General features: G+C 67.5%; 19 protein-coding genes. 11 read left to right on the top strand and 8 right to left on the bottom strand.

What is annotated here, in order from left to right; all coding sequences use genetic code 11:
• Nucleotides 1-104: 104 nt before the first annotated feature.
• Together BrevBR_RS10135 and BrevBR_RS10130 are read right to left on the bottom strand one after the other, a co-directional pair.
• Nucleotides 105-872, bottom strand: a complete 768-nt coding sequence (locus tag BrevBR_RS10135; RefSeq protein ID WP_332641370.1) for an SDR family NAD(P)-dependent oxidoreductase — start codon at nucleotides 870-872, stop codon at nucleotides 105-107.
• Between the two features lie 9 nt (nucleotides 873-881).
• Entirely contained in the window at nucleotides 882-1,778 is an 897-nt protein-coding gene (locus BrevBR_RS10130; protein WP_340000857.1) for an SDR family NAD(P)-dependent oxidoreductase, read from the bottom strand.
• A gap of 178 nt (nucleotides 1,779-1,956) precedes the next feature.
• Here BrevBR_RS10130 and BrevBR_RS10125 point away from each other — a divergent pair, with 178 nt between their 5' ends.
• From BrevBR_RS10125 to BrevBR_RS10100, 6 genes are all read left to right on the top strand, one after another.
• Nucleotides 1,957-4,131 carry a TonB-dependent receptor gene (locus BrevBR_RS10125; protein ID WP_340000856.1) on the top strand — a complete coding sequence of 725 codons (2,175 nt, stop codon included), beginning with the start codon at nucleotides 1,957-1,959 and terminating at the stop codon, nucleotides 4,129-4,131.
• 167 nt (nucleotides 4,132-4,298) lie between these two features.
• The gene (locus BrevBR_RS10120) at nucleotides 4,299-5,891 is read left to right on the top strand and encodes an AMP-binding protein (protein ID WP_340000855.1); all 1,593 of its coding nucleotides are present in this window, start codon (nucleotides 4,299-4,301) and stop codon (nucleotides 5,889-5,891) included.
• 73 nt (nucleotides 5,892-5,964) lie between these two features.
• On the top strand, nucleotides 5,965-6,669 hold the full coding sequence (locus BrevBR_RS10115) for a TetR/AcrR family transcriptional regulator (RefSeq protein ID WP_340001189.1): 705 nt from the start codon (nucleotides 5,965-5,967) through the stop codon (nucleotides 6,667-6,669).
• Nucleotides 6,662-7,912, top strand: a complete 1,251-nt coding sequence (locus tag BrevBR_RS10110) for a serine hydrolase domain-containing protein (protein ID WP_340000854.1) — start codon at nucleotides 6,662-6,664, stop codon at nucleotides 7,910-7,912. The genes BrevBR_RS10115 and BrevBR_RS10110 overlap by 8 nt, the downstream gene beginning before the upstream one ends.
• Nucleotides 7,913-7,948: 36 nt before the next feature.
• A complete protein-coding gene (locus tag BrevBR_RS10105) occupies nucleotides 7,949-9,268 on the top strand; it encodes a spinster family MFS transporter (RefSeq protein WP_340000853.1) in 1,320 nt (439 codons plus the stop codon).
• Nucleotides 9,265-10,965 carry a carboxylesterase/lipase family protein gene (locus tag BrevBR_RS10100; protein ID WP_340000852.1) on the top strand — a complete coding sequence of 567 codons (1,701 nt, stop codon included), beginning with the start codon at nucleotides 9,265-9,267 and terminating at the stop codon, nucleotides 10,963-10,965. The genes BrevBR_RS10105 and BrevBR_RS10100 overlap by 4 nt, the downstream gene beginning before the upstream one ends.
• A 315-nt stretch (nucleotides 10,966-11,280) precedes the next feature.
• Here the strand turns inward: BrevBR_RS10100 and BrevBR_RS10095 are convergent, their stop codons facing one another.
• Nucleotides 11,281-12,627, bottom strand: coding sequence for a sigma-54-dependent transcriptional regulator (locus BrevBR_RS10095; RefSeq protein WP_332641363.1), 1,347 nt, complete (start codon nucleotides 12,625-12,627; stop codon nucleotides 11,281-11,283).
• Nucleotides 12,624-14,432, bottom strand: a complete 1,809-nt coding sequence (locus tag BrevBR_RS10090; RefSeq protein WP_340000851.1) for a sensor histidine kinase — start codon at nucleotides 14,430-14,432, stop codon at nucleotides 12,624-12,626. Before BrevBR_RS10090 ends, BrevBR_RS10095 begins: the two co-directional genes overlap by 4 nt.
• Nucleotides 14,433-14,647: 215 nt before the next feature.
• Here BrevBR_RS10090 and BrevBR_RS10085 point away from each other — a divergent pair, with 215 nt between their 5' ends.
• Genes BrevBR_RS10085 through BrevBR_RS10075 form a run of 3 tightly spaced genes read left to right on the top strand, consistent with a single transcriptional unit; the run spans nucleotide 14,648 to nucleotide 20,481 of the window.
• A complete protein-coding gene (locus BrevBR_RS10085) occupies nucleotides 14,648-16,018 on the top strand; it encodes a dicarboxylate/amino acid:cation symporter (RefSeq protein ID WP_445214756.1) in 1,371 nt (456 codons plus the stop codon).
• Between the two features lie 30 nt (nucleotides 16,019-16,048).
• A complete protein-coding gene (locus BrevBR_RS10080; RefSeq protein ID WP_340000849.1) occupies nucleotides 16,049-19,138 on the top strand; it encodes a TonB-dependent receptor plug domain-containing protein in 3,090 nt (1,029 codons plus the stop codon).
• 53 nt (nucleotides 19,139-19,191) lie between these two features.
• Complete coding sequence (locus BrevBR_RS10075; RefSeq protein ID WP_340000848.1) at nucleotides 19,192-20,481, top strand: hypothetical protein; 1,290 nt, start codon at nucleotides 19,192-19,194, stop codon at nucleotides 20,479-20,481.
• Between the two features lie 512 nt (nucleotides 20,482-20,993).
• Here the strand turns inward: BrevBR_RS10075 and BrevBR_RS10070 are convergent.
• From BrevBR_RS10070 to BrevBR_RS10055, 4 genes are read right to left on the bottom strand one after another with little or no spacing between them, the layout of a single operon-like run.
• The gene (locus BrevBR_RS10070) at nucleotides 20,994-21,476 is read right to left on the bottom strand and encodes a DoxX family protein (RefSeq protein ID WP_340000847.1); all 483 of its coding nucleotides are present in this window, start codon (nucleotides 21,474-21,476) and stop codon (nucleotides 20,994-20,996) included.
• Complete coding sequence (locus tag BrevBR_RS10065; RefSeq protein WP_340000846.1) at nucleotides 21,473-22,237, bottom strand: DNA-binding domain-containing protein; 765 nt, start codon at nucleotides 22,235-22,237, stop codon at nucleotides 21,473-21,475. The genes BrevBR_RS10070 and BrevBR_RS10065 overlap by 4 nt, the downstream gene beginning before the upstream one ends.
• Entirely contained in the window at nucleotides 22,234-23,079 is an 846-nt protein-coding gene (gene bufB / locus BrevBR_RS10060) for an MNIO family bufferin maturase (RefSeq protein WP_340000845.1), read from the bottom strand. Before bufB ends, BrevBR_RS10065 begins: the two co-directional genes overlap by 4 nt.
• Nucleotides 23,079-23,363 (bottom strand): BufA1 family periplasmic bufferin-type metallophore, encoded by a 285-nt coding sequence (locus tag BrevBR_RS10055; RefSeq protein ID WP_340000844.1) that lies wholly within the window; start codon nucleotides 23,361-23,363, stop codon nucleotides 23,079-23,081. The genes bufB and BrevBR_RS10055 overlap by 1 nt, the downstream gene beginning before the upstream one ends.
• 220 nt (nucleotides 23,364-23,583) lie before the next feature.
• Between BrevBR_RS10055 and BrevBR_RS10050 the strand changes: the two genes are divergently transcribed.
• Together BrevBR_RS10050 and BrevBR_RS10045 are read left to right on the top strand one after the other, a co-directional pair.
• Nucleotides 23,584-24,093 carry a sigma-70 family RNA polymerase sigma factor gene (locus tag BrevBR_RS10050; protein ID WP_340000843.1) on the top strand — a complete coding sequence of 170 codons (510 nt, stop codon included), beginning with the start codon at nucleotides 23,584-23,586 and terminating at the stop codon, nucleotides 24,091-24,093.
• Nucleotides 24,083-24,718, top strand: coding sequence for a DUF1109 domain-containing protein (locus BrevBR_RS10045; protein WP_340000842.1), 636 nt, complete (start codon nucleotides 24,083-24,085; stop codon nucleotides 24,716-24,718). The genes BrevBR_RS10050 and BrevBR_RS10045 overlap by 11 nt, the downstream gene beginning before the upstream one ends.
• Nucleotides 24,719-24,732 lie beyond the last annotated feature (14 nt).

Genomic DNA, 24,732 nt, shown 5'->3' with positions numbered 1-24,732 from the left:
ACCGGTCGGGAAGGGCCGCCCCGGGAAACCGGGGCGGCCCTTTCGCTGTCTGCCCGGACGCCGGCACGCCCGGGGGAATGCAGTCCAGTGCCGGCCGCCGTCCCTCAGCCCGCCGTCCAGCCGCCGTCCACGATCAGCGAACTTCCGGTCATCAGGGTCGAGGCGTCGGACGCCAGCAACAGGAGCGGTCCAGCCAGTTCCTCCATGCGCCCGAGCCGCCCGAACTTGATCCGGCTGAGCACATGGTCGCGCGTGCCCGGGGTGTCGAGGATCGGACGCGTCAGGGCGGTGTCTATGAAGGTGGGGCAGATGGTGTTCACCCGGATGCCGCAGGGGGCGAGGTCTATCGCCATGCACCGCGTCAGGCCTTCAAGTCCCCATTTGGAGGCGCTGTAGAGCGACCGGCCGCCGCCGCCCACATGGCCCATCTGCGACGAGACATTGATGATCGAACCGGGCCGTTCCGCTTTAATAAGTCCTTGGGCCACGGTCTGCGCGACAAACAGCGCGGCCTTGAGGTTGACGTTCAGGACGGCGTCATAGTCCTCTTCGGTCACCTCCGTGACGGGTCGGATGCGGTTGACGCCGGCATTGTTGAGCAGAATGTCGAAGGGGCCTCGCGCCCCGATCTCGCGGCGAACGGCGGCGATGTCGTTGACGTCGAGAACGAAGGCGTCCGCTTCGAAACCCGCCCCGCGGATTTCCTCGACCCTGGCGTCCAGTTCGGAACCCGTTCGCGCGCACAGGGTGACCGCCGCGCCCGCCTGGGCGAAGACGGCGGCCGCCGCGGCGCCGATCCCCCGTCCCGCACCTGTGACGAGGGCTTTCTTGCCGTCGAGCCGGAACGAGGGCAGGGGTGGTGCGAGCGTCACGGCTTCACCTCAGGCGACCCGCGACCGGGATGCGAACCGGTCCGGATGGCGGACTTCGTGGTGGTACTGAGCCGCGCCGGAGGCGGGGACGGCTTCATCCGAGCGGTCTGAAATGGCGGCCCATTGCGCCTGAATCTGTTCGGCCGCGTCGGGCGCGTCTCCGACGTATATGCCACGGGTCATGGTCACGTGAGCCTGTTCGAAAGCCCCCGCGCCAGCCAGCAGGATGACCCGGGTCGGCGCATCTTCAGCGGCCAGCGCGACCACGCCGGAACTGACCAGGTCCGCGGACAGACCTTTCAGGTCATCCTCGGAATAGAGGCCGGCGGTCATCTGTGTGGCGGCGCTGGGTGCCAGGCAGTTGACGCGGATGCCGGATTTCCCGCCTTCCAGCGCCAGGGTCTGCATCAGGCCCACCAAGGCCATCTTCGCCGCGGAATAGTTGGACTGGCCGAAATTGCCGTAGAGACCCGAAGACGAGGTCGTGAAGATTATCCGACCATAGCCCTTCTCGCGCATATGGGGCCAGGCGGCCTTGGTCACGTTCACCGACCCCATCAGGTGCACGTCGATCACGGTCGCGAAGTCCTCGATATCCATCCTGGCGAAGGTGCGGTCGCGCAGGATGCCTGCGTTGTTGACCAGGATATCGATCGATCCCCAGCGCTCGACAGCGCTCGCAACCATGGCCTCGACGGCATCGCGATCGGTGACGCTGCAAACCCGCACCATGGCCTCGCCGCCCGCTTCCCGAATCTCCTGCGCCACCGCTTCGGCGCCGTCCGGCGACATGTCGTTGACGACGACGCGTGCTCCATATCGCGCCAGGGCAAGCGCGTGGCTGCGGCCGAGGCCGCCCCCGGCGCCGGTCACGATCGCCGCGCGGCGGCTCAGATCGATGGTCATGGGGTGCTCCACAAGCGCTCGTCATCGTCGCGAGCGGGACGGGAGCCTGCCCTGACATTGGCCAGAAGGTCAATATTCACCAGTCGGCTAGTGAAGATTGACACGGCGCCGCTTCGATGAGACCGTCCCGTCATGGCGTCGCAAGAGCGCCGAGGGAACATCCGAGGGAGGAACCACCATGGGCCGCAAGCTCTGGATCACGACATCTGCCGCCGTGCTGCTGTGGGCCGGAGCCGCACAGGCCCAGCAAGCGACGCCGGCCGCGAACGACACGGCGTCTGAACAGCAGGTAGCGACCCTCGACGACGTGGTCGTCACGGCCGAACGCCGCACGACCAATCTGCAGGAGACCGCGGTCGCCGCGACGGTGCTGAGCGGCGCGGATCTGGAAAACAAGGGTGTGACCTCGCTGGAGCAACTTCAGTTCGTGGCCCCCTCGACCACGGTGCAGAATTTCGGTCAGGGCAATTTCTTCAACGTGCGGGGCATCGGCAAATCCGAGCCGACCACGGCCATCGGCGTCGGCGTGACGACCTATCGTGACGGCGTGCCCGTCTTCCCGGGCTATTTCCAGACCGAGCCCTATTACGACATCGCCAGCGTCGAGTTGCTGCGCGGCCCGCAGGGCACCTTCGCGGGCACCAATGCGACCGGGGGGGCAGTCTTCATCAACGCCCGCAACCCCGACTTCACCGGGGTGAACGGCTATGCCATGGCGCAAGTCGGAAACTACGGGAACATCAAGCTGCAGGGTGCGGTCAACCTGCCGCTCACCGACACCCTGGCGGCGCGATTCGCCATGAATTCCGAGGTGCGGGACAGCTTCCACGAGATCACCGGACCCTATTCGGGGCACCCGGGCGACATCACCTCGCACAGTGTCCGCACCAGCCTGTTGTGGATGCCGACGCCGGCCCTCCGGGTCCTGTTGAAAGGCGACTACAACAACCTCGATTTCGGCGGTTATCCGGCCGACCGCGCGCTGTCTGCCAACGATCCGTTCGAGATCACCGCCAATGGCCCGCACTCGGGCGTGGACGAGACCGCGCGGGTTTCGCTGAATGTCAGCTATATGTTCGACAACGGCATCACCATCCGTTCGATCACCGGCTATCAGGACGGGATCAGCGAGTTCTCGACCGACCTGGACGGCTCCAGCGCGCTGAACAACACCTTCTACGACCGCGTCGAGGAAGAGGTCTGGTCGCAGGAGTTCAACATCGTCTCGCCTGACGACCAGCGCCTGACCTGGATCCTGGGTGCTTTCTGGCAGTATGACGACGTGGTCTTCCCGGTCACGACCTTCCCGCGCGGCGCCTATCACGTCGGCTTCCCCGAAGGTGTGATCGACTACTACATCTTCGGCGAGACCCCGAAGGAGACCAGGGCGGTCTTCGGCCAGATCAGCTACGACGTGTCGGATCGCCTGCAGGTCCAGCTGGGCGCCCGCTGGTCGGAATCCACCTCGACCAACGACAACGTCTATACGACCTATCCGGCGTTCGGCCTGGCCCTGCTTCAGAACGACGAGGTCACCGCCGAGAAGACCACAGGCAAGCTGAGTCTCAACTACAAGGTCGACGACAACAACTTCGTCTACGGCTTCGTCGCGACAGGCTTCAAGATGGGCGGGCTGAACGCGCCGAACTTCTATGTGCCGGCGAGTTCGTTCGGGCCAGAAGACGTCATCGACTACGAACTGGGCTGGAAGTCGACCATGTTCGACGGCCGCGTCCGCACTCAGTTGGGCGCCTATTACATGGCCTACGAAGGCTTCCAGGTCGTCGTCGGCGACCCGACGGTGCCCCTGTTCAACTCCATCGTGAACGTGGCGGGCGAAACCGTGCTGAAGGGCATCGAAGGGTCCGCCCAGATGCGGTTCGGCCAATGGTCCATTGATGTCGGCGGCTCCATCTCGAGCTCCGAACTGGGGGAGTTCTTCGCCGTCGATCCGCGCCTGGCGCGTATTCCCTGCAACCCCCAGACCGGGCCCGCCGCCGGCAATTGCCAGAACCTGAGCGGCAACAGCCAGAGCTATGCGCCGGAAGCGACCTTCAACTTCGGGGCCCAGTACGAAATCGCGCTCAGCGGCGGCGCCACCCTGACGCCGCGCATCGACTACTCGCACATCGGCGAGGCTTTCACTTCGATCTTCAACAACGAGGCGCTGGGCGATCGGCTGGAGGCGCGCGACATCGTCAATCTGAAGCTGACGTATCAGCGCAACGACTGGACGCTGTCCGCCTACGCGCTGAACGCCACGGACCAGACCTATATCGCCGCGATCAATGCGGGCCTGCGTTACGCCGGGCCGCCACGGCAGTTCGGTCTGAACCTGATGAAGACCTTCTGATCCGGCCCGTGGAGGCGGCGGCGTCCCCCGCCGTCGTCTCCGCGGCGATCGCCGGCCAGACCGGAGTCCTGTAACGCGTGGAATCCCCCTCCCATGGCCCCTGCCATTCTCTCCAGATCGACGCCGACCCGGTTCTCCAGCCGGGTCCAGGACCTGGCCGCCCGGGCATGATCACGCCCGACCTCAGCCCGATGCAGGACTACGCCCTGACCGTGGATCGCTTCCTCGATCACGGCGCCAGATGGCATGGTCAGGCGCGGGTGATCACGGCTGCGGAGGGAGGCGACGAAGCCATCGGCTACCCCGCCCTGCGCGATCGGGCCAACCGTCTGTCCGGCGCGCTCATGTCGCTGGGCCTGGCGCCCGGCGACCGGATCGCCACCCTGGCCTGGAACAGCCAGCACCACGTCGAGATATGGTACGCCGCCATGGGCGCCGGCCTGGTCTGTCACACACTGAATCCCCGGCTGACCGTCGCGCATCTGGCGGCGATGATCACCGCGGCCGGAGACCGGGTTCTGGCCGTCGGCGCCGGGCTCGCGGTCATGGCGGAAGCGCTGGTGGCGTCCTGTCCCTGCCTTGAGCGGTTGATCTTGCTGGACGGCGACCGGCCAATGGCGGTTCGCGGACGGGCTCCGCTGACGAATCTGGAAACGCTGCTCTCGGAGCATGGCGCGCCGACGGCGTGGGGGCGGTTCGACGAGCAGTCGCTGGCGGGTTTGTGCTTCACGTCCGGCACCACCGGCGCGCCGAAGGGCGTGGCCTATACGCACCGGTCGAACTACCTGCACACCATCCGGTCGCTCCAGGCCGACGCCATGGCCCTGACGGCCGAGGACGTCGTTCTGGTCGCGGTGCCGATGTTTCACGCCAACGCCTGGGGTCTGCCATTCGCGGCGCCGGCCGTGGGCGCCAGCATGGTGCTGCCGGGCCGGGCCGCCGACGGCCGTAGCCTCGCGGACCTCATCCATCGTCATGGCGTCACCGTCGCCGTTGGCGTCCCGACGGTGTGGCTGGGTCTGCTGGATCACCTCGACGCCACCGGCGGAGAAACGCCCGGTCTGGAACGCATCATCATCGGCGGATCGAGCTGCCCCGACACCCTGCTGAAAAGGATGGAGAGCCGCCTCGGCGTCACGGTCCAGACCAGCTGGGGGATGACCGAACTGTCGCCGCTCGGCACGATCTCGCCCCGCAGCAACAAGCCCGACGCGGCGCGTGGGGCGGGGCGGCCGCCCATGGGGCTGGACCTGCTCCTCACCGACTCTCGCGGCGCCCCGCTGCCGGACCAGCGCAACACCCCCGGCTATCTGAAGGTGCGCGGCCAGAGCGTGGTACAGAGCTATTTCGGATCGGCGGAATCCGCGCTGGACGCCGATGGCTGGTTCGACACCGGCGATCTGGCGGTCATCGACGACGCCGGCAATCTGACCCTCGCGGGCCGATCCAAGGACCTGATCAAGTCGGGCGGCGAATGGATCAATCCGGTCGAGATCGAGGAGATCGTCGGCGCCCTTCCGTCCGTCGGCCTCGTCGCGGTGATCGGCAGCGCCGACGCCAAATGGGGCGAACGCCCGCTGATGGTCATCGAGCCCGCCCAGGGGCAGGAGATCGAGGACAGGGCCTTGAGGGCGAGCCTGAAGGGCCGTGTCGCCGACTGGTGGATTCCCGACAGGATCGTCCGGGTCGCGGCCATGCCCCTGGCCGCCACAGGCAAGATCGACAAGACGCAGCTTCGCGCCACCTATGGGGGCGCTTAGGATGACCGATGTCTCCGTCATCGAGTCGGCGCGTCGGCATCAGGACGCGCCGGACCGCCTTGAGGTTCAGGTCATGTCCACACCCGTCCGCACCCCGCGCCGCAAGGCCGAGCAACGCGCCGAAAGCCTCGAGCAGATCCTGGACGCGGCCGAGGAACTGTTCTCGCAGCACGGCCTGCACGGGGTGACGGTCAAGGACATCGCCGACAAGGTCGGCGTCCACAAGTCGTTGGTGCACTACTATTTCACCGACAAGCAGGAGGTGTTCGACAAGGTCATGGCGCGCCGCGCGCCGATCACGGTCGGCCGGCGGATGGAGGCGCTGGACGCCTATGAGGCCTCGGTCGGCGGCAAGCCGACGGTCGAGGGCGCCCTGCGCGCCTTCCTGGATACCGATCTGGACACCTATTCGACCGGCGGCGAGGGCTGGCGGCATTTCGGCGCCCTGAGCGCCCAGATCAACAACACGCCGGCCTGGGGCGCCGAGGTGATGGATCGCCTTTACGACCCGGTCGTCCTGCGGCTGATCGGGCTGCTGAAAAAGGCGATGCCCAACTGCGCCGAGGAAGACATCTTCTGGGGCTACCACTTCGTCACCGGGGCCCTGACCCTGACGCTCGCGCGTACGGGCCGGATCGATCACCTGTCCGGCGGCCTCTGCCGGTCCGACGATTTCGACGCCATCAAGACCCGCATGGCCGCCTTCATGGCGCATGGTTTTATCGGCATCTGCGAAGGCCGGGCCGCTGAACGACGAAAGACGTCGGTCGATGACTGAAGTCGGCGGCCTTCCGGTCGCGCCCGATCCCGAAGCCCTGGGCTTCGACAGGGCGGGCCTCGAACGCCTGGACGCCTGGATGGCGGACATGGTCGGGGCAGGGCAGGTGGCCGGAGTTTCGACCCTGCTGATGCGGCACGGACAGGTCGTCGACTTCAGAACACGCGGCAGGGCGCGGCTCAACGATGAGGCGCCGATGGGCCGCGATGCGATCTTCCGCATCTATTCCATGACCAAGCCCGTGACCGGCGTCGCCTTGATGATCCTGTTCGAGGAAGGGCGCTGGCGTCTCGACGATCCGATCACGGATTTCATCCCCGAGTTCGCGGACCTCAAGGTCTACGCCGGCGTCGACGACGGCGGCGGGATGATTGTCGAGGACATGGTCCGGCCGCCGACGATGCGCGAGCTGATGAGTCACACGGCCGGCTTCGGCTACGGCCTGTTCGACATCCATCCGGTGGAACGAGCCTATCGCGAACAGGGCGTGCTGAGGGCCGGGAGCCTCGACGAACTGGTCGGGAGGGCGGCGCGCATCCCCCTGATGTTCCAGCCGGGGACCGAGTGGTTCTATTCGATCGCCACGGACCTCCAGGGCCTGATCGTCGAACGGCTTTCCGGCATGACCTTCGGGGCCTTCCTCCAGGAACGGTTATTCGGTCCGCTCGGCATGGTCGACACGGATTTCCAGACTCGCCCGGACAATGTTCACCGGCTGACGGACCTCTACGCTGGCGACGGCTCCGGCGGTCTGAGGCCGGCGACGGCTGCCTTCGACATGCCAGTCAACGACTTCACGCGCCCCCCAAGGTTTGAAGGCGGGGGCGGGGGGCTGGTCTCGACCGCGACGGACTACGCTCGCTTCTGCCAGATGATCCTGAACCGGGGCGAACTGAACGGCGTGCGGATTCTGGCCCCCGGCTCCGTCGATCTGATGGGCCGAAACGTCATCCCCGATGCGGTGCTGGCGAGGTCCAATCCGCTGCGGCTGCTGCCGTTCAATCCGGCCTTCGGCTTCGGCCTCGACTTCGCCGTCGTTATCGATCCGCCCGCGCTCGGCCTCCTCGAAGGCCGCGGCACGATGAGCTGGGGCGGCGGCGGGGGAACCTGGTTCTGGATCGACCCCGAGAACGACCTGATCTTCATCGGCCTGATCCAGCGGCTGGCCGATCCCGTCGGCGACGCCTTCCGGGCCCAGGCCCGCGCCCTTGTCTACGCCGCCCTGACCCATCCCGAAAAATAGACGAGCCCCAAGGCTCGCTTCACCGAGGAAACGATCATGAGCCAGACCGATGCGATCGCGCCCGTCCCGCCGTCGCCTGCAGGGACCGGAGGCGTCGGTTCCAGAGCCTGGATCGCGCTCGGCGCCCTGTGGTTCGTCTATGTCCTGAACTTCCTGGACCGGCAGCTGCTTTCGATTCTGGCCAAGCCGATCCAGGACGCCCTGCACATTACCGACAGCCAGCTGGGTCTGCTGGGCGGGCTGTATTTCGCATTCTTCTACTGCTTCATCGCCATCCCCGTCGGCTGGCTGGCGGACCGGACCAACCGGGTGGCGGTGCTGGCCATCGCCTGCGCCGTCTGGAGCGCGGCGACCATGGCCTGCGGGCTGTCGCGCAATTTCGGCCAGTTGGCCGTTTCCCGCATGACCGTCGGCTTCGGCGAGGCCGGGGGCGTGCCGCCGTCCTACGCCATCATCACCGACTATTTCCCGCCCGGCCGGCGCGGCATGGCCCTGGGAATCTACAACCTGGGCCCCCCCATCGGCGCGGCCCTGGGTATCGCCTTCGGCGCCTCGGTCGCCGCGGCGTTCAGCTGGCGAGCGGCCTTCATCGTGATCGGCGCGATCGGCCTTGTCGCAGCGGCGGCGGTGATGTTCGTCGTCAAGGAGCCGAAGCGGGGCGGCCTCGATCCGGCGAACGCCATCGGCGCGGAAAAGGCCAGCTTCTGGGGCACGTTCCGCATGTTCTTCTCGCGGCCCGTGCTGGTCCTCGCTTCCGCCGGCAGCGGCGTGACCCAGATCATCACCTATGGCCTGGGCAATTTCGCCACCCTGTTCCTGATGCGCGAGAAGGGGATGACGCTGCAGGACGTCGCCCTGTGGTACGCCCTCGTCGTCGGCATCGGGATGAGCGGCGGCATCTTCGTGTCAGGCTGGCTGATCGACCGGTTCACGCGACGGTCAAGGCAGGCCTACGCCTTCCTGCCCGCCACCTCACTGGCGCTGGCCATCCCCTTCTATCTGGCGTTCGTCTGGGCTCCGACCTGGCCGCTGGCGCTGGCCTTCCTGATCGGCCCGACCTTCCTGAACTATTTCTATCTGTCGTCATCGGTGGCTCTGGTTCAGGCCGAGGTCCGCCCCGACCAGCGCGTCATGTCGGGCGCCCTGCTCCTGCTGGTGATGAATTTCGTGGGCATGGGACTGGGTCCGACCATTGTCGGTTTCGCCAGCGACTTCTTCCGCGCCGCCCATCCGGACAACTCGCTGCAGATCGCCCTCTATGCGCTGACGCCGTTCTATCTGGCCGCCATCGGGCTGTTCCTGTGGCTGGCGAAGGTGCTGGGACGCGACACCTCGCGCGCGGGAGGCGTTCAATGATCCAGTCGTTCACCCGTGGCGCCGCCAGGATCGCGCTCGGCGTCTTCCTTGTGGGTGCGCTCACCACGGGCGCCGCCGCGAACCCGTTCCGGTCCGACGACAGGTCGCCCCAAGTCACTGCGCCGGCCGGGGCCGTGCGAGGCCGGGCCGTGGGCGATATCCTCGCCTTCAAGGGCATCCCCTACGCCGCGCCGCCCGTGGGGCAGAACCGCTGGCGGCCGCCGGTCGCTGCGCCACGATGGTCCGGCGTCCGGGACGCGGGTGCATTCGGTCCGGCCTGCATCCAGCCGACCCCGGGCGCTCCGCACATCTATTCGGATACGCTCGGCGCGACGAGCGAGGATTGCCTGTCGCTGAACGTCTGGACTCCGTCTACGGCGGGCGAGGCCCCGGTCATCGTCTGGATCCACGGCGGTTCGCTGATCGCGGGGTCCAGCAAGGAGCGGCTGTACGACGGTTCCGTGCTCGCCGCCGAGGGCGCGGTCGTGGTCTCGATCAACTATCGCCTCGGGGTTCTGGGCTATCTGGCGCATCCCGACCTCAGCGCGGAGTCCCCTGTCGGGATTTCCGGCAACTATGGTCTGATGGACCAGATCGCGGCCTTGGGGTGGGTTCAACGGAACATCAGCGCCTTCGGCGGGGACCCGGCCAATGTGACCATCGCCGGCGAGTCAGCCGGCGGTCTCAGCGTGATGTATCTGATGGCCTCGCCGCTCGCCCGCGGCCTGTTCCACCGGGCGATCGCACAGAGCGCCTACATGATCTCGACCCCCGAACTGAAACAGGCCCGGTTCGGCGCGCCCGCGGCGGAAGCCGCCGGGACCAATCTGGCCCGGGTTCTCCAGGCTCCGAGCCTGAGGGTGCTGCGGGGTATGGACCCGCAGACCCTGACCGACACCGCGGCCCGCGCCGGCTTCGCCCCGTTCGGAGTGGTCGACGGGCAGATCCTTCCCGACCAGCTGGTGAATGTGTTCGATCGGGGGGAGCAGGCGCCCGTGCCCGTTCTGGCGGGCTTCAACAGCGGCGAGATCCGCTCGTTGCGGTTCCTGGCGCCGCCCTCGCCGGCCAGCGCGGCTGAGTACGAACGCATCATCCGCGACCGCTACGGCGATCTGGCCGACGAGTTCCTGCGGCTCTATCCGGCGTCCGCCATGGGCGAAAGCATTCTCGCGGCCAGTCGGGACGCCCTCTACGGCTGGACGGCCGAGCGTCTCGTCCGATCCCAGACCGCCCTGGGTCAGCCCTCGTTCCTCTATCTGTTCGACCATGGCTATCCGGCCATGGAGGCCGCCGGTCTGCATGGCTTCCACGCCAGCGAACTGCCCTACATGTTCGGCATGATGGACCGGACGCCGCCGCTGTGGCCGAAGATTCCCGACACCGCCGAAGAAGCCGGGCTGTCAGCGGCCATGATCGACTACTGGATCAGCTTCGCCCGAACAGGGACGCCGCAAGCCGCCGACGGACGTGCATGGGCGGCGTACGGCTCGACGGGCGGCTATATCGCGTTCCGGGAAACGCCTGTTCCGGGCGAAAGCCTGTTCCCCGGGATGTTCTCCCTGCACGAGGAGGCGATGTGCCGGCGCCGGGCCAGCGGCGAGCTCGCATGGAACTGGAACGCAGGCCTGGCGTCGCCGAAACTCACCGGACCTGTGACGGGCTGCCGGCAGGGACCAGCGGGACCTGGCGAACCGTGACCGGGGACCCGTCCCCAGGCGCCGCTACGCCTGTAAAAGGCGTAACTCAGGACAAGCCCTAGGAATTGAACCGGCAGCCCTCTACCAGGCCAGGCTCACACCCGCAGCGGGCCGCCCAAGACTCCCGTCAGCTCCACCGCTGTGACCTTCCAGCAGCGGAGGAGCGCGCCGAAAGGTCTTCTTTCGGGCGCTCAGGGAATTACCGCTTCTGGCGCATCAGCGACGTCGTAAAGCGGTTCCACCTGAATCCGGGCGGCGGCTCAAGACGTCCCTTGCGGCCTTTATCTCGAACGGAAGGCTGGCAGGCCTACGCGGTTAGATGGGCTCTTCCGAGCGATGGTGCGCCGGCACGATGCCATGGCGGTTCATCTTGTCGTATAGCGTCTTGCGGGGAATGCGCAGGGATGCGGTGACGCGGCGGATGTCGCCTCGATGGCGGCTCAGGGTCTCACGGATCAGCTGGGCTTCGTAGGTTCGGACCTGATGAGCCAACCCGATCTCAGGTGATAGCTCCGGTTCAGCGGAGGACAGGCCGACCGCAACCTCGCTCGCGTAGTTGGCCAGTTCGCGCAGATTGCCGGGCCAGTCGTGCTCCAGCAGGCGGCGGCGAATGGCGTCGTTGATCGGCGGGATGTCCCGCCCGAGCCGGTCGGAAGCCCGGCCGAGGAAGCGGGCGAACAGCATCGGGACGTCCTCGCGCCGCTCGCGCAGCGGCGGGGTGCGCAGGCGCACGACATTGAGCCGGTAGTAGAGATCCTCGCGCAGGTCGCCGCGGGCCACAGCTTCGACCGGATCGTCCTTGGTCGCGGCGAGGATGCGCAGGTCGAGGGCGTGCGGCTCCATGGCCCCGAGGGGCAGGACCTCGCGCTCTTCCAGCACACGGAGAAGCAGCAACTGGGCGGCGCGGGGGGCGAGGTCGATCTCGTCGAGGAACAGGGTGCCCTGGTGCGACTGTTCGATCTGGCCCTCGCGCCGGTGCAGAGCGCCCGGAAAGGCCCCGGCGGCGTGGCCCATCAGCAGGGATTCGAGACCGGTCTCGGGCAGGGCGGCGCAGGAGACGGCGACGAACGGGCGCGGCCGGCGCGGCCCGGCGTTGTGGATGGCGCGGGCCACGGCCTCCTTGCCGGCCCCGGTCTCGCCCTCGATCAGCACATCGACGCGGGCGTCGGCCAGACGCTGGATGGCGGCGCGCAGGGCCTCGACGGAGCGGCTGTCGCCGCTGAGCGGGATCGACCATTCGCCGTCGGTCGACAGGGCGGCGAGGCGGCGGTTGTCGAGAACCAGGGCGCGCTTGTCGAGGGCACGGCGCAGGCTCTCGATCAGCCGCTCCGGCGCGAACGGCTTGGCGAGGAAGTCGTAGGCCCCGCGCTTCATGGCCTCGACCGCCTCGGCGATGTCGCCGTGGCCGGTCATCATCACCACCGGCAGGTCGGGGTCGAGGGCGGTCAGGCGTTCGACCAGGGCGCGGCCATCCATGCCGGGCATGCGCAGGTCGGTCACCACCACCCCCTCGAAGGCGGGGCCCAGCGTCTTCAGCGCCGCCTCCGCCGAGGCGAAGGCGGAGACCTCCAGGCCGGCGAGGCCGAGCCGTTCCGTCAGGGCCTCGCGGAAGGCGTCGTCGTCCTCGACCAGCACGATGCGGTTCAGGGTTCTGAAGCTCATTTGGCCCTCATCAGGCGGATGACGAAGGCCGCGCCGCGGGTCGTCGGTTCGAGGGTCAGTTCGCCGCCGAAGCCGGCGACGATGTCGCGGCTGATGACGAGACCGAGGCCGACGCCGTCGCGCTTGTCGGTGGTGAAGGGGGTGAACAGCCGGTCGCGCACCTCGGGGGCGACTCCGGGACCGTTGTCGGCGATCCGGATCGTCACCCGCCGCCCTTTCGTCGCCACCTCCAGCGAGATCATCGGATCCGCGGTGTCGCGCAGGGCTTCGATGGCGTTCTGCAGCAGGTTGAGCACGACCTGCTCCAGCCGGTTGCGCTCGGCCATCACCGCGAGGTCGGGCGGCGCCGGCGGGTGGACGAGGGTGACGCCGGTCTCGCGCATCCGCGCGCCGACCAGCAGCAGCGCGCCCCTGATGGCGGCCTCGACGCCGACGGCGACCGTCTCCGAGCGGGTCTTGCGCGAGAAGGCCCTGAGCTCATCGGTGATGGCGCCGACCCGTTCGGTCAGGCCTGCGATGCTCGCCAGCGAACGGCGGGCGGCGGGACGGTCCTCCGCCTCGATGTAGAGGGCGGCGGTGTCGGCGTGGGTGCGGATGGCGGCGATCGGCTGGTTGATCTCATGCGCCACCCCGGCGGCGATCTGGCCGAGGGTGGCGAGCTTGTTGGCCTGGATCAGGTCGTCCTGCAGGGCCTGGCGGCTCTTCTCGGCCCGCCGGCGTTCATCGATCTCATGGTTGAGGCGGGTGTTGGCGGCGCGAAGCTCCGTCGTGCGGGCGTCGATGCGCCGTTCCAGTTCGATGCGGGCCGACTCGGCCTCGACGGCGCGAATCGCCGCCCGCTGGCGTCGCCGCAGCAGGATGCCGGTCAGGCCGGCGAGGAGGGCCACGCTGAGCACGGCCAGCAGGCGCGAGGCGGCGACTGCGCGGGCGATGGCCTCGCCGGCCGGGGCGAGCAGATGCACGGTCCAGCCGATGTTCGGCAGGGCGTCGGTGGCGCTGGCGTAAAGGCCGGGGGGGATGTTGCTCTCGACCCGGACCAACCCCGACGGACGGTCCTTCAGCGGCAGGTCGGCGAGGACGGCCGCGCCGGAGGTCTGTTCGGCGGCGAGCCGCCGGCGTTCGTCGGAACTGAGCGGCTTGGTGGTGCGGAAGCGCCATTCGGGGACGGTGGTGATCAGGACCACGCCGTTGCGGTCGGCGACCCATGTGGGCTCGCCGGACTTGCGCCAGTCGGCCTCAAGTGCGTCGAACTCGACCTTGGCCACGATGACGCCGAGCGGGCGGCCGGCGGCGTCGTCTACCCGGCGCGACAGATACAGGCCGGGTCGGCCGCTGACGGTCCCCAAGGCGAAGAAGGCGGCCTGGCCCGCCCGCAGGGCGTCGAAATGGTAGGGCCGGAAGCGATAGTCCGACCCGACGAAGCTGGTCGGCTCGCGCCAGTTGCTGGCCGCCAGCGCCACGCCGTCGGCGTCGAGCACATAGATGGCCGCAGCGCGAACTTCGCGGGCGAGGCGTTCGAACTTGCGGTTCAGCCGGTCGACGTCGCCCCGCTCCGGGCTTTCGAGCAGGGCCAGCAGGTCCGGGTCTTGGGCGAGGACGAGGGGCAGGGACCGGTGCCGCTCCAGTTCGCTGCGCAGTACGGCGGCGTGCAGCGCGCCGGCGGTCGAGGCCTGACGCAGGGCGGCGGCTTCGGCGTCGCGGCGGGCCGCCTCGCCGGCGACGAGCACGACCGCGACGGCCAGTCCGAGCCAGACGATAGCGAAAATCCGCCACTGTCCCGCGTCGCCCGAGAAAATCCTGCGCATGGGCGACCATGCGATATTTCGCACAGATGTCCATGGCGTATGTGCGGATATCCGCACATCCAGGCTGACAAAGCCTGCGCCTTCTGGATAAATCCCAATCATTTCAGTGATCAGGCGGCGGGTACGCGACCCCTTGAGAGGTGTATCGCCCCGTTCCGATACTGGCCGCAGTCGCTGCATCAGACAGCGAACGGAAGATCGGAGCCTTCGGGCTCATGGGAGGTCGCTTGCTACAACCAGTGCCGACCGCGGGCGCGCCTGTCGTTCGCCGTCCGTTTTATCGCAGCCTGTATTTCATGGTTCTGCTCGCCATTCTGGCGGGCGGGGCCGTCGGCCATTTCTGGCCCGAGCTGGGCAAGGACCTCAAACCTCTCGGCGACGCCTTCATCAAGCTGGTGAAGATGATCATCGCCCCGGTGATCTTCCTGACCATCGCCACCGGCATCGCCGGCATGCGCGACCTGGGCAAGGTCGGGCGGGTCGCGGCCAAGGCCTTCGGCTATTTCTTCTTCTTCTCGACCCTGGCCCTGATCATCGGCCTGGTCATCGCCAATGTGGTCCAGCCGGGCCGGGGGCTGAACATCGATCCGGCCACGCTCAACGCCGGCGCCGTGGCGCAATATGCGTCGGCCGCCCATGAGACGACCATCGTCGGCTTCCTGACCAGCATCATTCCGACGACGCTCATCAGCGCCTTCGTCGAGGGCAACATCCTGCAGGTCCTGTTCGTCGCCATCCTGTTCGGCATCGCCATGGCCATCGTCGGCGACGCGGCTGCGCCGGTTCACCGGGCGCTCGATTCGCTCAGCCAGATCATGTTCAAACTGGTCGCCATCCTGATGAAGGCGGCGCCGATCGGGGCCTTCGGGGCCTTCGCCTTCACCATCGGGGCCTATGGCCTGGGGGCGATCGCCAATCTGGCCGCCCTGATCGCCACCTTCTACCTGACCTCGCTGATCTTCGTGCTGGGGGTGCTGGGCGCGGTCTGCTGGATCAACGGCTTTTCGATCTTCCGGTTGATCGCCTACCTGAAGGAAGAGCTGCTGCTGGTGCTCGGCACCTCTTCGTCCGAGGCGGCCCTGCCGAGCCTGATGCAGAAGCTGGAGCGCGCCGGCGCGCCCCGCTCGGTCGTCGGCCTGGTCGTGCCGACCGGCTATTCGTTCAATCTGGACGGCACCAACATCTATATGACCATGGCGGCGCTGTTCATCGCCCAGGCCATGAACATCGACCTCAGCCTGCAGGACCAGATCCTGCTGCTGCTGGTGGCCATGCTCAGCTCCAAGGGGGCCGCCGGCATCACCGGCGCGGGCTTCATCACCCTGGCCGCGACGCTCGCGGTGGTGCCCAGCGTACCGATCGCCGGCATGGCGCTGATCCTCGGCATCGATCGCTTCATGAGCGAGTGCCGGGCCCTGACCAATTTCGTCGGCAACGCCGTGGCAACCCTGGTGGTCGCCCGCTGGGAGGGCGAGCTGGATCGCGAGGCGCTAAACGCCGCGCTCGGTTCGCCACCCGGCAAGCTCGCCGCGCCGCCTGACCCCGCCGCGGGTCCAGGGGACAAGAACGTCATAACGGCCGACTGAACGGCCGAATACAAAGAGGGAGGAAAGACCATGAGGACCGTTCACCGCACCGCGCTTCTGGGGGGCGCCGCCGGGATTGCGCTGCTGGCGTCCGCCGGCCTGGCTTCGGCCCAGTCGACGACGCCGCAGACACCGCCGGTTGATCCGACGGAGGAGGCCGCCCTGGTCGAGGACGTGATCGTCGTCGGCTCGCAAATTCGGGGCGCAAGCACCACCGCCGCCCTGCCGGTGGTCGTCTTCGACCAGGAGCAGATCGACGCCATCGGCGCGGCCTCGGGGGACGACCTGATGCGGTCCATTCCGCAGATGGGCGACGTGCTGTTCGACTCGGCTAACAACCCGCAGACCAGCAACTCGGCGCGCGGCGACGTCAATTCAGTCAACCTTCGCTCGCTGGGGGTAGGCAACACCCTGGTGCTGCTGAACGGCCGGCGACTGGTCCAGCACCCGACCAGCCAGGGCACTTCGGACACCGGCACGGTGCCCGTACTGAGCTACAACTCCAACGCCATCCCGGTCTCGGGTCTGGAGCGGCTGGAGGTGCTGCTGGACGGCGCGGCGGCCATCTACGGCGCCGACGCGGTGGCCGGGGTGGTCAACACCGTGTTGCAGGACGACTTCGACGGCCTGACCATGGAGGCCGAATATGGCGGCGCCGAAGGCGCCGGCCTGCGCGAGTTCGAGGCCAACATCTTCGCCGGCAAGGATTTCGATCGCGGCAATGTCTCGCTGTTCGCCAACTACAGCGACCGTACGGCGCTGATGGCCGAGGACCAGGACTTTACCTTCAGCGACGACATGAGGCCCTTCTTCGCCAACCAGCCGGGCTTCGAGACCTCGACCGTTCCCGACGGGCGCTCGTCGCATACGCCGTGGGCGCGGCTGAGCACCCCCGGCAGCTCGGCGGCGCAGCGGCCGCGCTCCAATGGCGTGATCGTCGCCACCTCGGCGGGGGCCTTCCATTACCAGCCGGAGAGCATCGGCTGCACGGGGGTGAACTTCAACAACGGCGTCTGCCTCGTGCAGGGCAACGGTTCCTACAACGGCGACCTGCGGGAGCTCCGGTACGACACCCGTTACGGCACCACGGTGCGTTCGGCGATCGAGCGGACCAATGTCTTCCTGACCGGCCACTATGACCTGACCTCGACGATCACCGCCTTCGGCGAGATCGGCTTCTACGGGGCCGAGAGCCGGGCGATCCAGCCGCCGGTGGTCAATCTGAACGACATCTGGATTCCGGCCAGCAACTACTACAACCCGTTCGGCCCGGTGACCTTCGCGGACGGGTCGGCCAATCCCAACCGCCTGCCGAACCTGACCAATGTGCCGGCGGCCGGCCTGCCGATCCTGCTGGAGAACTATCGCTACGTCGACACGGGCTTCCAGGAGGTCACGGTCAAGAATTTCCAGTCGCGCTTCCTCGGCGGGCTGCGCGGCGAGTGGCGGGGCTATGACTGGGAATCCGCGCTGCTCTATTCGGTCGCCGAGGCCGAGGACCTGTCGCCCAACATCAACATGACCGCCCTGCAGCAACAGCTCAGCCTGTCGACGCCGGACGCCTACAACCCATTTGGGGGCGGCTGCGTCGACACCACCAGCTACGGCGACTGCTCGCCGTCGTCCCAGGCCGCCATCGACGCCATCGTCTTCGAGATGCGCCGCTTCTCGCGCACGACCCTGACGCAGGCCGACTTCAAGATGTCGCGTCACGACCTGTTCGCGCTGCCGGGCGGGCCCGTGGGCGTGGCCTTCGGGGCCGAGTTCCGGCGCGAGACCCAGTTCGACGATCGCGACGCGAACCTCGACGGCACCTTCACCTTCACGGACATGGTCAGCGGCCAGACCAATCTGTCCAATGTCTCGGCGGTCAGCCCCAACCCCGACACCCGCGGTCACCGCACCGTCGCCGGCGCCTTCGTCGAGTTCGCGGTTCCGCTGGTCTCGCCGGAGATGAACATCCCGCTGGTCTACAGCCTGGATATGCAGGTCGCTGGCCGCTACGAGGAGTATTCGGACTTCGGCTCGGTGGCCAAGCCGAAGGTCGCCGTGGCGTGGGACGTGATCGACGGCCTGCGCCTGCGCGGCTCCTATTCGGAGGGCTTCAGGGCGCCCAATCTGGAGCAGGTCAACGCCACCCAGTACGCCCGTCTCGCCGGCGGCACCGACTACTATCGCTGCGAACCGGCCCTGCGCGACGGATCGATCGCCTCGATGAACGAATGTTCGCAGAGCGCCAGCGCCTCCCTGCTGGTGGCCGGCAATCCGGACCTTGAGCCCGAGGAAAGCACCAACCAGTCCTGGGGGGTGGTGTTCCAGCCCCGGTTCACGCCGGAGGGCTGGGGCGACTTCACCTTCACCATCGACCACTGGAAGATCGAGCAGGAGAAGATCGTCGGCCTGCTGGGCGCCCAAGCGGCGCTGGCGCTCGACTATCTGAACCGCATCGAGGGCGGGTCGAACCCGAACGTGGTGCGCGACGCGCCGGACGCCGACGACGTGTTGCTGTTCGACGGCTCGGGTTTGGCGCCGGTGGGCGAGGTCGTCTCGATCAATGACCGCTTCATCAATCTGCTGCCGCAGACGGTCGAGGGACTGGACTTCGGCTTCTCCTGGGCCAAGCGCCGTACCGACTGGGGAACCTTCATCTTCCGCGCCAACGCCTCGCAACTGCTCGAGTTCGCGCGGGAGCCCGGCGACATCATCGACACCCTGTACGCCGCCCGCGAGGCCGGGGTGATCGATCCGCTGACGCCGCTGCCCGACTCCAGCCAACTGATCGCCCGGAACGGCCGGCCCGAGTGGAAGGTGTCGACCACCCTCATCTGGCGCAGCGGCCCTTGGCGCGCGGGTCTGTCGACCCAGTATGTCAGCGAGGTCGAACAGACCGGCCTGCTGAGCGACACCGGCGAGCCCTGGGTGGTGGGCAGTCAGATGGTGGCCAATCTGTACGGCCAGTACGAGTTCGAGAACGCCGGGCCCGCCTCCGGCACGAAGCTGCGGATCGGGGTCCGTGACCTGACGGACGAGGGTCCGTCCCTGGCCGAGAACGGCTATCTCGGTTCGATCCAGCGGCCCTATGGCCGGTCATGGTACGTCAATATCGCCAAGTCGTTCTGAGACGACGGCGGTGCGGGCCACGGTCCGCGCCGCCGGTTTAAAGGGAAAGCTCCATGATCCGTCCGCTGGCCCTGATCGCCGCCCTGCTGTTGACGGGAGCCGGTCCGGCAGGGGCGGACGATCCGACCCCTGTTACGACGCCGATCGACTGCCCGGAGACGGTGGGTGCGGGCGTCAGCTGCCTGTCCGGCCGCGACGCCAACGGGGCCTGGTACGTCATCGCCATGCCGGCCGACTGGAATCGCCGGCTGATTGTCCACGCCCATGGCGGGCCGCGCATGGGGGCCCCGGAGGCGGCCGATCCGCTTGAGGACTTGGACCGGTTCTCCGTCATGGTTCGCGAAGGTTACGCCTGGATCGGCTCGACCTACCGACGCGGCGGCTATGGCGTGCGCATGGCCGCCGAGGACACCGACAACAGCCGCGAGATCTTCTGGAGCCGGTTCGGTCGCCCGGATCGCACCCTGCTGCATGGCCAGTCCTGGGGGGGCAACATCGCGGCCAAGGTCTCTGAACTCTACGCCCTCGATATCGAGGGAGGCCGCAACTACGATGGCGTGCTGATTACCAACGGCGTCGTCTCGGGCGGCACCCGCGCCTACCAATTTCGCGCCGGTCTGAGGGCGGTGTACCAATTCTACTGCCGCAACCATCCGGCCCCTGACGAGCCGGCCTATCCAGTGTGGCAGGGCCTGCCGGCTGAGGCGGACATGACCCGCGCTGACCTTCGGCGCCGGGTCGAGGCGTGCACCGGGATCGACAAGGCGGCCCGCGACCGGACCCCGGCCGAGTCACGGCGGCTGGGCGACATCCTCGCCGTCACGGGCGTCAAGGAAGAACAGCTGGTCAGTCATCTGGCCTGGGCCACCTTCACCTTCCAGGACCTGGTCCATCTGCGTCTCGGCGGGCGGAACCCGTTCGACAACAGCATGGTCGTCTATCGCGGCTCATCCGACGACGAGGCGCTGAACGCGGGGGTGGAGCGGTTCAGCGCCGATCCCGGCGCGGTGGCGCAGCTGGCCTATGACTCGGATCTGTCCGGACTGATCGTGCTGCCGACCCTGACCCTGCACGCCCTGCACGATCCAACCGTAAGCTACCGCTCCGAGGCCATTTACGCCGCGATCGTGCGGGCCGCGGGGCGGTCCCATCTGCTGGTGCAGGCGGCGACGGACGAAGACCAGCACAGCAAGCTGGCCGACGGAGGTTACCTGACCGGACTGGCGGTTCTGGAACAATGGATCGGAGATGGACGGCGTCCGGATACCGCCGATTTCCAGCCGGATTGCCTTGCGCTGGCGCCTCGGATTGAATGCCGTTTTGAGAAGACGGACACACCCTAGCGCCAAATCTCCGCTTGTCGCGCCGACCTCGATGTCCGCATCTGGCGCCTGGGAGTAACCGGCGAAGGCCCTGGTCCGTGCGATCGTTTTTGGCGGGGCAACTCTCGCTCGCCGTGGACGGGGGTAGGCGCTTTGAGTTTGCGAGATACGCGGTCCCGGCAATGCGGCTGCGAGCCGCTCGCTGATTGGCCGCCGGCGGCGCCAGGCCGCTGTCCAGAGGCTCCTGTTGACCTTAGCCTGCGGGGGGGAAGCGCACCTGCAGCGTGCAGGCCGAAGTCGTTTCTCGGGCCGTGGCCCAATGTCCGCACCTGGCGCGAAGCTAACGTTGACCCGGATGGGGTCGACGTCATGGAATGAGACGCCGCGACCGCGGGGACGAAGTGACGCGCCGCGTAAGGGCTATTCCGCCGCAGAACCGCCCGCGGGGTCCGCAGCGCGGCGGGCTGGCTGCGGACGAGACGCCTGGTTGGAGTTCGGGGCCTCGCGATCCTGATCGGTGGTCCAGGCACGGATCATCTCCGCCCGACCTGGTCGGACGGAGTTGACGGGTGTCGCCCGTCGAGGCCCTGGTCGAGCTTCAGGACGCGATCGAGACTGACGGCGCCAGGGCCGCGAGCGATCAGATAGAAGAGAGGTCCGGCCCAGAGCAGGTGGGTCGGCCAGCCCGACGGGTAGACGAACAGCTGAATCACGAGGGTCATCCCGAGAAGGCCCAGGGCGGCCGGGCGGGTGGCGAGCCCGAGGACAAGCAGGATGGGAAGGGCGTGCTCCGCGTATGTCGCGAGATGGGCGGCAATCTCCGGCGGCACCAGGGGGACGCGGTACTCCTCGGCGAAGAGGAAAATGGTCGAGGGCGAGATCGTCAGCAGACCCTCGACCTTGGTCCGGCCAGACAGGAAGAAGGGCGCGGCAATCCCAAGGCGGAGGATCAGGCCGACAGCCCATTCGGGGATCGCCGAAGACAGGGTTTGATGAAGTTGCGCTATTCGCGTCATGCAGCTGGTCTCGCCATTTCAGGGGTTTCGAAAACACCGAGATTGATCAGCTCGGCCAAGGTTGCGGTGAGGTCCCGACCTGGCGCCGCCCCCTTGGCGGCGAGAGCGGCGGCCCCGAAGGGTCGGCCCTGCCGGCAGGCATCGAGATAGGTCCACTCGACCCGATCAAGACGGCGCGCCTGCACCTCCGCGCCTCGCCGGTGGATGAGCAGGCCTTCGGGCTCGGGCCGCCACTCGAGGTCGGAGGCCATCGCCGGATAGCGGTGGGAAAGCCAGAGCGACGGCGCGGTCCAGTCGAACCAGAACAGGCTCACGGAAGGATGCAGGCGTGCGGGCTTGCCGAACAACGCATAGCCGAGCCTGGCGGCAAGCGGCAGATCGAGGACATTCGCCTCCTGCGCCAAGTGGGCTTCCGTCCACGCTCGGTCCAGACGGGCGACGGGCGCGAGGAAGGGCATTTCCTGCGCCGGCTCGAACCGGTTCAGCCAATCCGGGAAACCCGCACCGAAAGCGGCGAGAACAGGGTCGTTCCCCGGCCGTTCTTCAACGAACTCGCGGGCGGCGGCGCGAAACCATTCGCTGCCCACCATCTGGGCGACGGTCGGAAAATTGAGTTCCAGCGCGTCGATACGACCCTTCGTCGCTGTGTTGCGATAGACGGCGACGGCGCCGAGCGTACGGTCGTCGGCCGAAAGATGCGGCCAGAGATCATCGAACCGACCTTCAAGCGCGTTTTCAAAAGCGGCGTGGAAACGGGTCATGCGGCGGCCTTTACAGCGGCGAGGGTGGATGCGGCGCGACCGCGCTCTCTCAGAAGGTCGTCAAAGCGAGGCACCTGACCGTCCCGCTCAAGCAGGGTCGGACGCGCACCGATGCGATCGACGAGGCGCTCAAGGATCCGCCAGACCGGGTCCGCGACCGGACTGTCGTGGCTGTCGATCAGCAGGTCCTCACCCCAGACCGGATCCGGGCGGTGTCCGGCGATGTGAATCTCTCCCACGAGTTCGCCCGGAACGGCGTCGATCCAGCTTTCGGCGGAAAAGCCCAGATTTACAGAGCTGATGTGGACGTTGTTCACGTCGATCAGCAGGCCGCAACCGGTTCGGCGCGCGATCTCCGCCAGAAAGTCGACCTCATCCCAAACGTGGCCGGTCAGGCGCAGATAGGCGGTCGGGTTTTCTATCAGGAGCGGTCGGCCGAGCACCGCCTGGGCTTCGTCGATGTGATCGCAGACCAGGGTCAGGATTTCGCTGTCGCGTGGCGCGGGAAGAAGGTCGGGATGATAGACATTGTTCCGCCGTGACCAGGCCAGATGCTCGGACACGACGAAGGGCTCGAAGCGGTCGACGAGCGCGCGGAACCGGGCCAGATGAACGGGGTCCGGACGCTCGTCGCCAGCCAGCGACATCCCGACGCCATGTAACGAGAGGGGCTTGGACTGGCGGATGCGGTCCAGCCAGGTCAGACGGGGACCCCCATCGACCATGTAGTTCTCAGGATGAACTTCGAACCACAGGCCGTCCTGGACCCCGACCGCCGGACAGGCTTCCGCTTCCGCGAAATGTTGGGGCTTCAAGCTCAGCCCGGCGGTCGGCGCAGACATCAGCGGTTCGGGATGACGCTGAGCGAGCCGTTGCCCTTGGGCGTGCGGATCGTGGTGCAGGTGCCCTTGGGCACGAGCTTCCAGGCGTTGCCCTGGTAGTCGCGTGTCGAGGTGCCGGCGCAGGTGGTGCCGGGGCCGGCGGCGCAGTCGTTCTGGCCGGCGCGGGCCACGCCGTAGCACTTCTCCATTTCGGTGGCGGCCGGGCGGTTCTGCGCGACGGCGGCCGTGGCGCTGACGGCCAGAAGCGCGCCGGCGCCGACGAGGATCTTGGCGTGAGTGTTCATGGAGGGTCTCCTGTGGGGGCCGGTCCATCATGGAACGGCCTGACAGGAAGGGGTTCGACCGGCCCCCGGAGAAGGTTACCCCGTCCGGCGAGAAAATAATTCGCGGCGGCGGCGGGGGTGTCTGTAACCTCCCTGGGGGCGCCGACGAACACGCCTGCGTGGGTCAATACGAAGAACAGCGCGCTGCGTGGTTGAAAAGGAAGCCGAGCTCAAGGCGTACATGCTCCGAGGTCTCGATGGGGATCCGGACGCGTGGCGGCTCCTGTTGAGGGAATTGCGGGCGGCTCTGACGCCCTTCTTCAAACGCCGACTGACCGGTCGCGAGGCTGACGCCGAAGATCTGGTCCAGGACTGTCTGATCTCGATCCACGCCAAACGCGCGAGCTACGACAGATCCTTGCCGGTCACCGCTTGGGTCTATGCCATCGCCCGCTACAAGCTGATCGACCATTTCCGGAAACTGGGGCGTCGCACGATCGTCCCGCTGGAGGAAGCCTCCGTCCTGCTCGCGGAGCATACCGTGGAGAATGGCGCGATCCGCGGGGATCTGAAGAAGGTTCTCGCCATTCTGCCGCTGCGGCAGCGGCGACTGATCGAGGATGTCAGGATCGGGGGCTTCAGTCTGGCGGAGGCCGCCGCGCGTAACGGATTTACAGAGGGCGCCGCCAAGGTCAGCGTCCACCGCTCAATGAAGGCGCTCAGCGCCAGTGTGATGCCAAATGAAGACTGATGATCTGATCGACGCCCTGGCCGCCGGCCTTGAGCCCGCACGCCCCGCGAGGCTCAGTGCGCCGCTGCTCGCGGGGGCCGCAGCCGTTGCCGTTCTCGGCGTGGTCTTGTGGCTGGGCGTACGCCCCCATTTCATTGACGCTTTTCAGGGTCCCGCGCTCTGGTGGAAGGCGGCCTACACCCTGGTTCTGGCGTCGACAGCGTTGTGGCTCGGCGCTCGTCTCGGCAAGCCCGGCGCGGACGTGCGGCGACCTGCGGTTTCGCTTGTGGCCATCGCGATCATCGCCGTCGCCTGCGGCGGGATCGAATTGGCCGCCATGCCGCAAGGCGATCGGCTGGCGGCGTGGCTCGGTCATAGCTGGACAGTCTGTGGCCGCAATATCTTCGTCATCTCCCTGTTCGCGGCCCCCCTGGTCTTTCTGTCGGCCCGGAAGTTCGCGCCGACCCGACCGGGCATGGCCGGCTTCGCCCTGGGGGTCGCCGCCGGCGGGATCGCGGCGACGGCCTACGGGCTGCTGTACTGCGGGGAAGTGAGCGTCGCCTTCGTGGCCACCTGGTATAGTCTGGGCGTTCTCGCCGCCGGGCTGACGGGCGCTGCAGCCGGACATTTCGCCTTGCGCTGGTGAAGGGGGCGGTCAGT

This window comes from Brevundimonas sp. BR2-1 (assembly GCF_037626195.1).
Classification (GTDB): domain Bacteria; phylum Pseudomonadota; class Alphaproteobacteria; order Caulobacterales; family Caulobacteraceae; genus Brevundimonas.
Note: the sequence above shows the minus strand (reverse complement) of the source record. Positions and strands in the feature narration are given on the sequence as shown.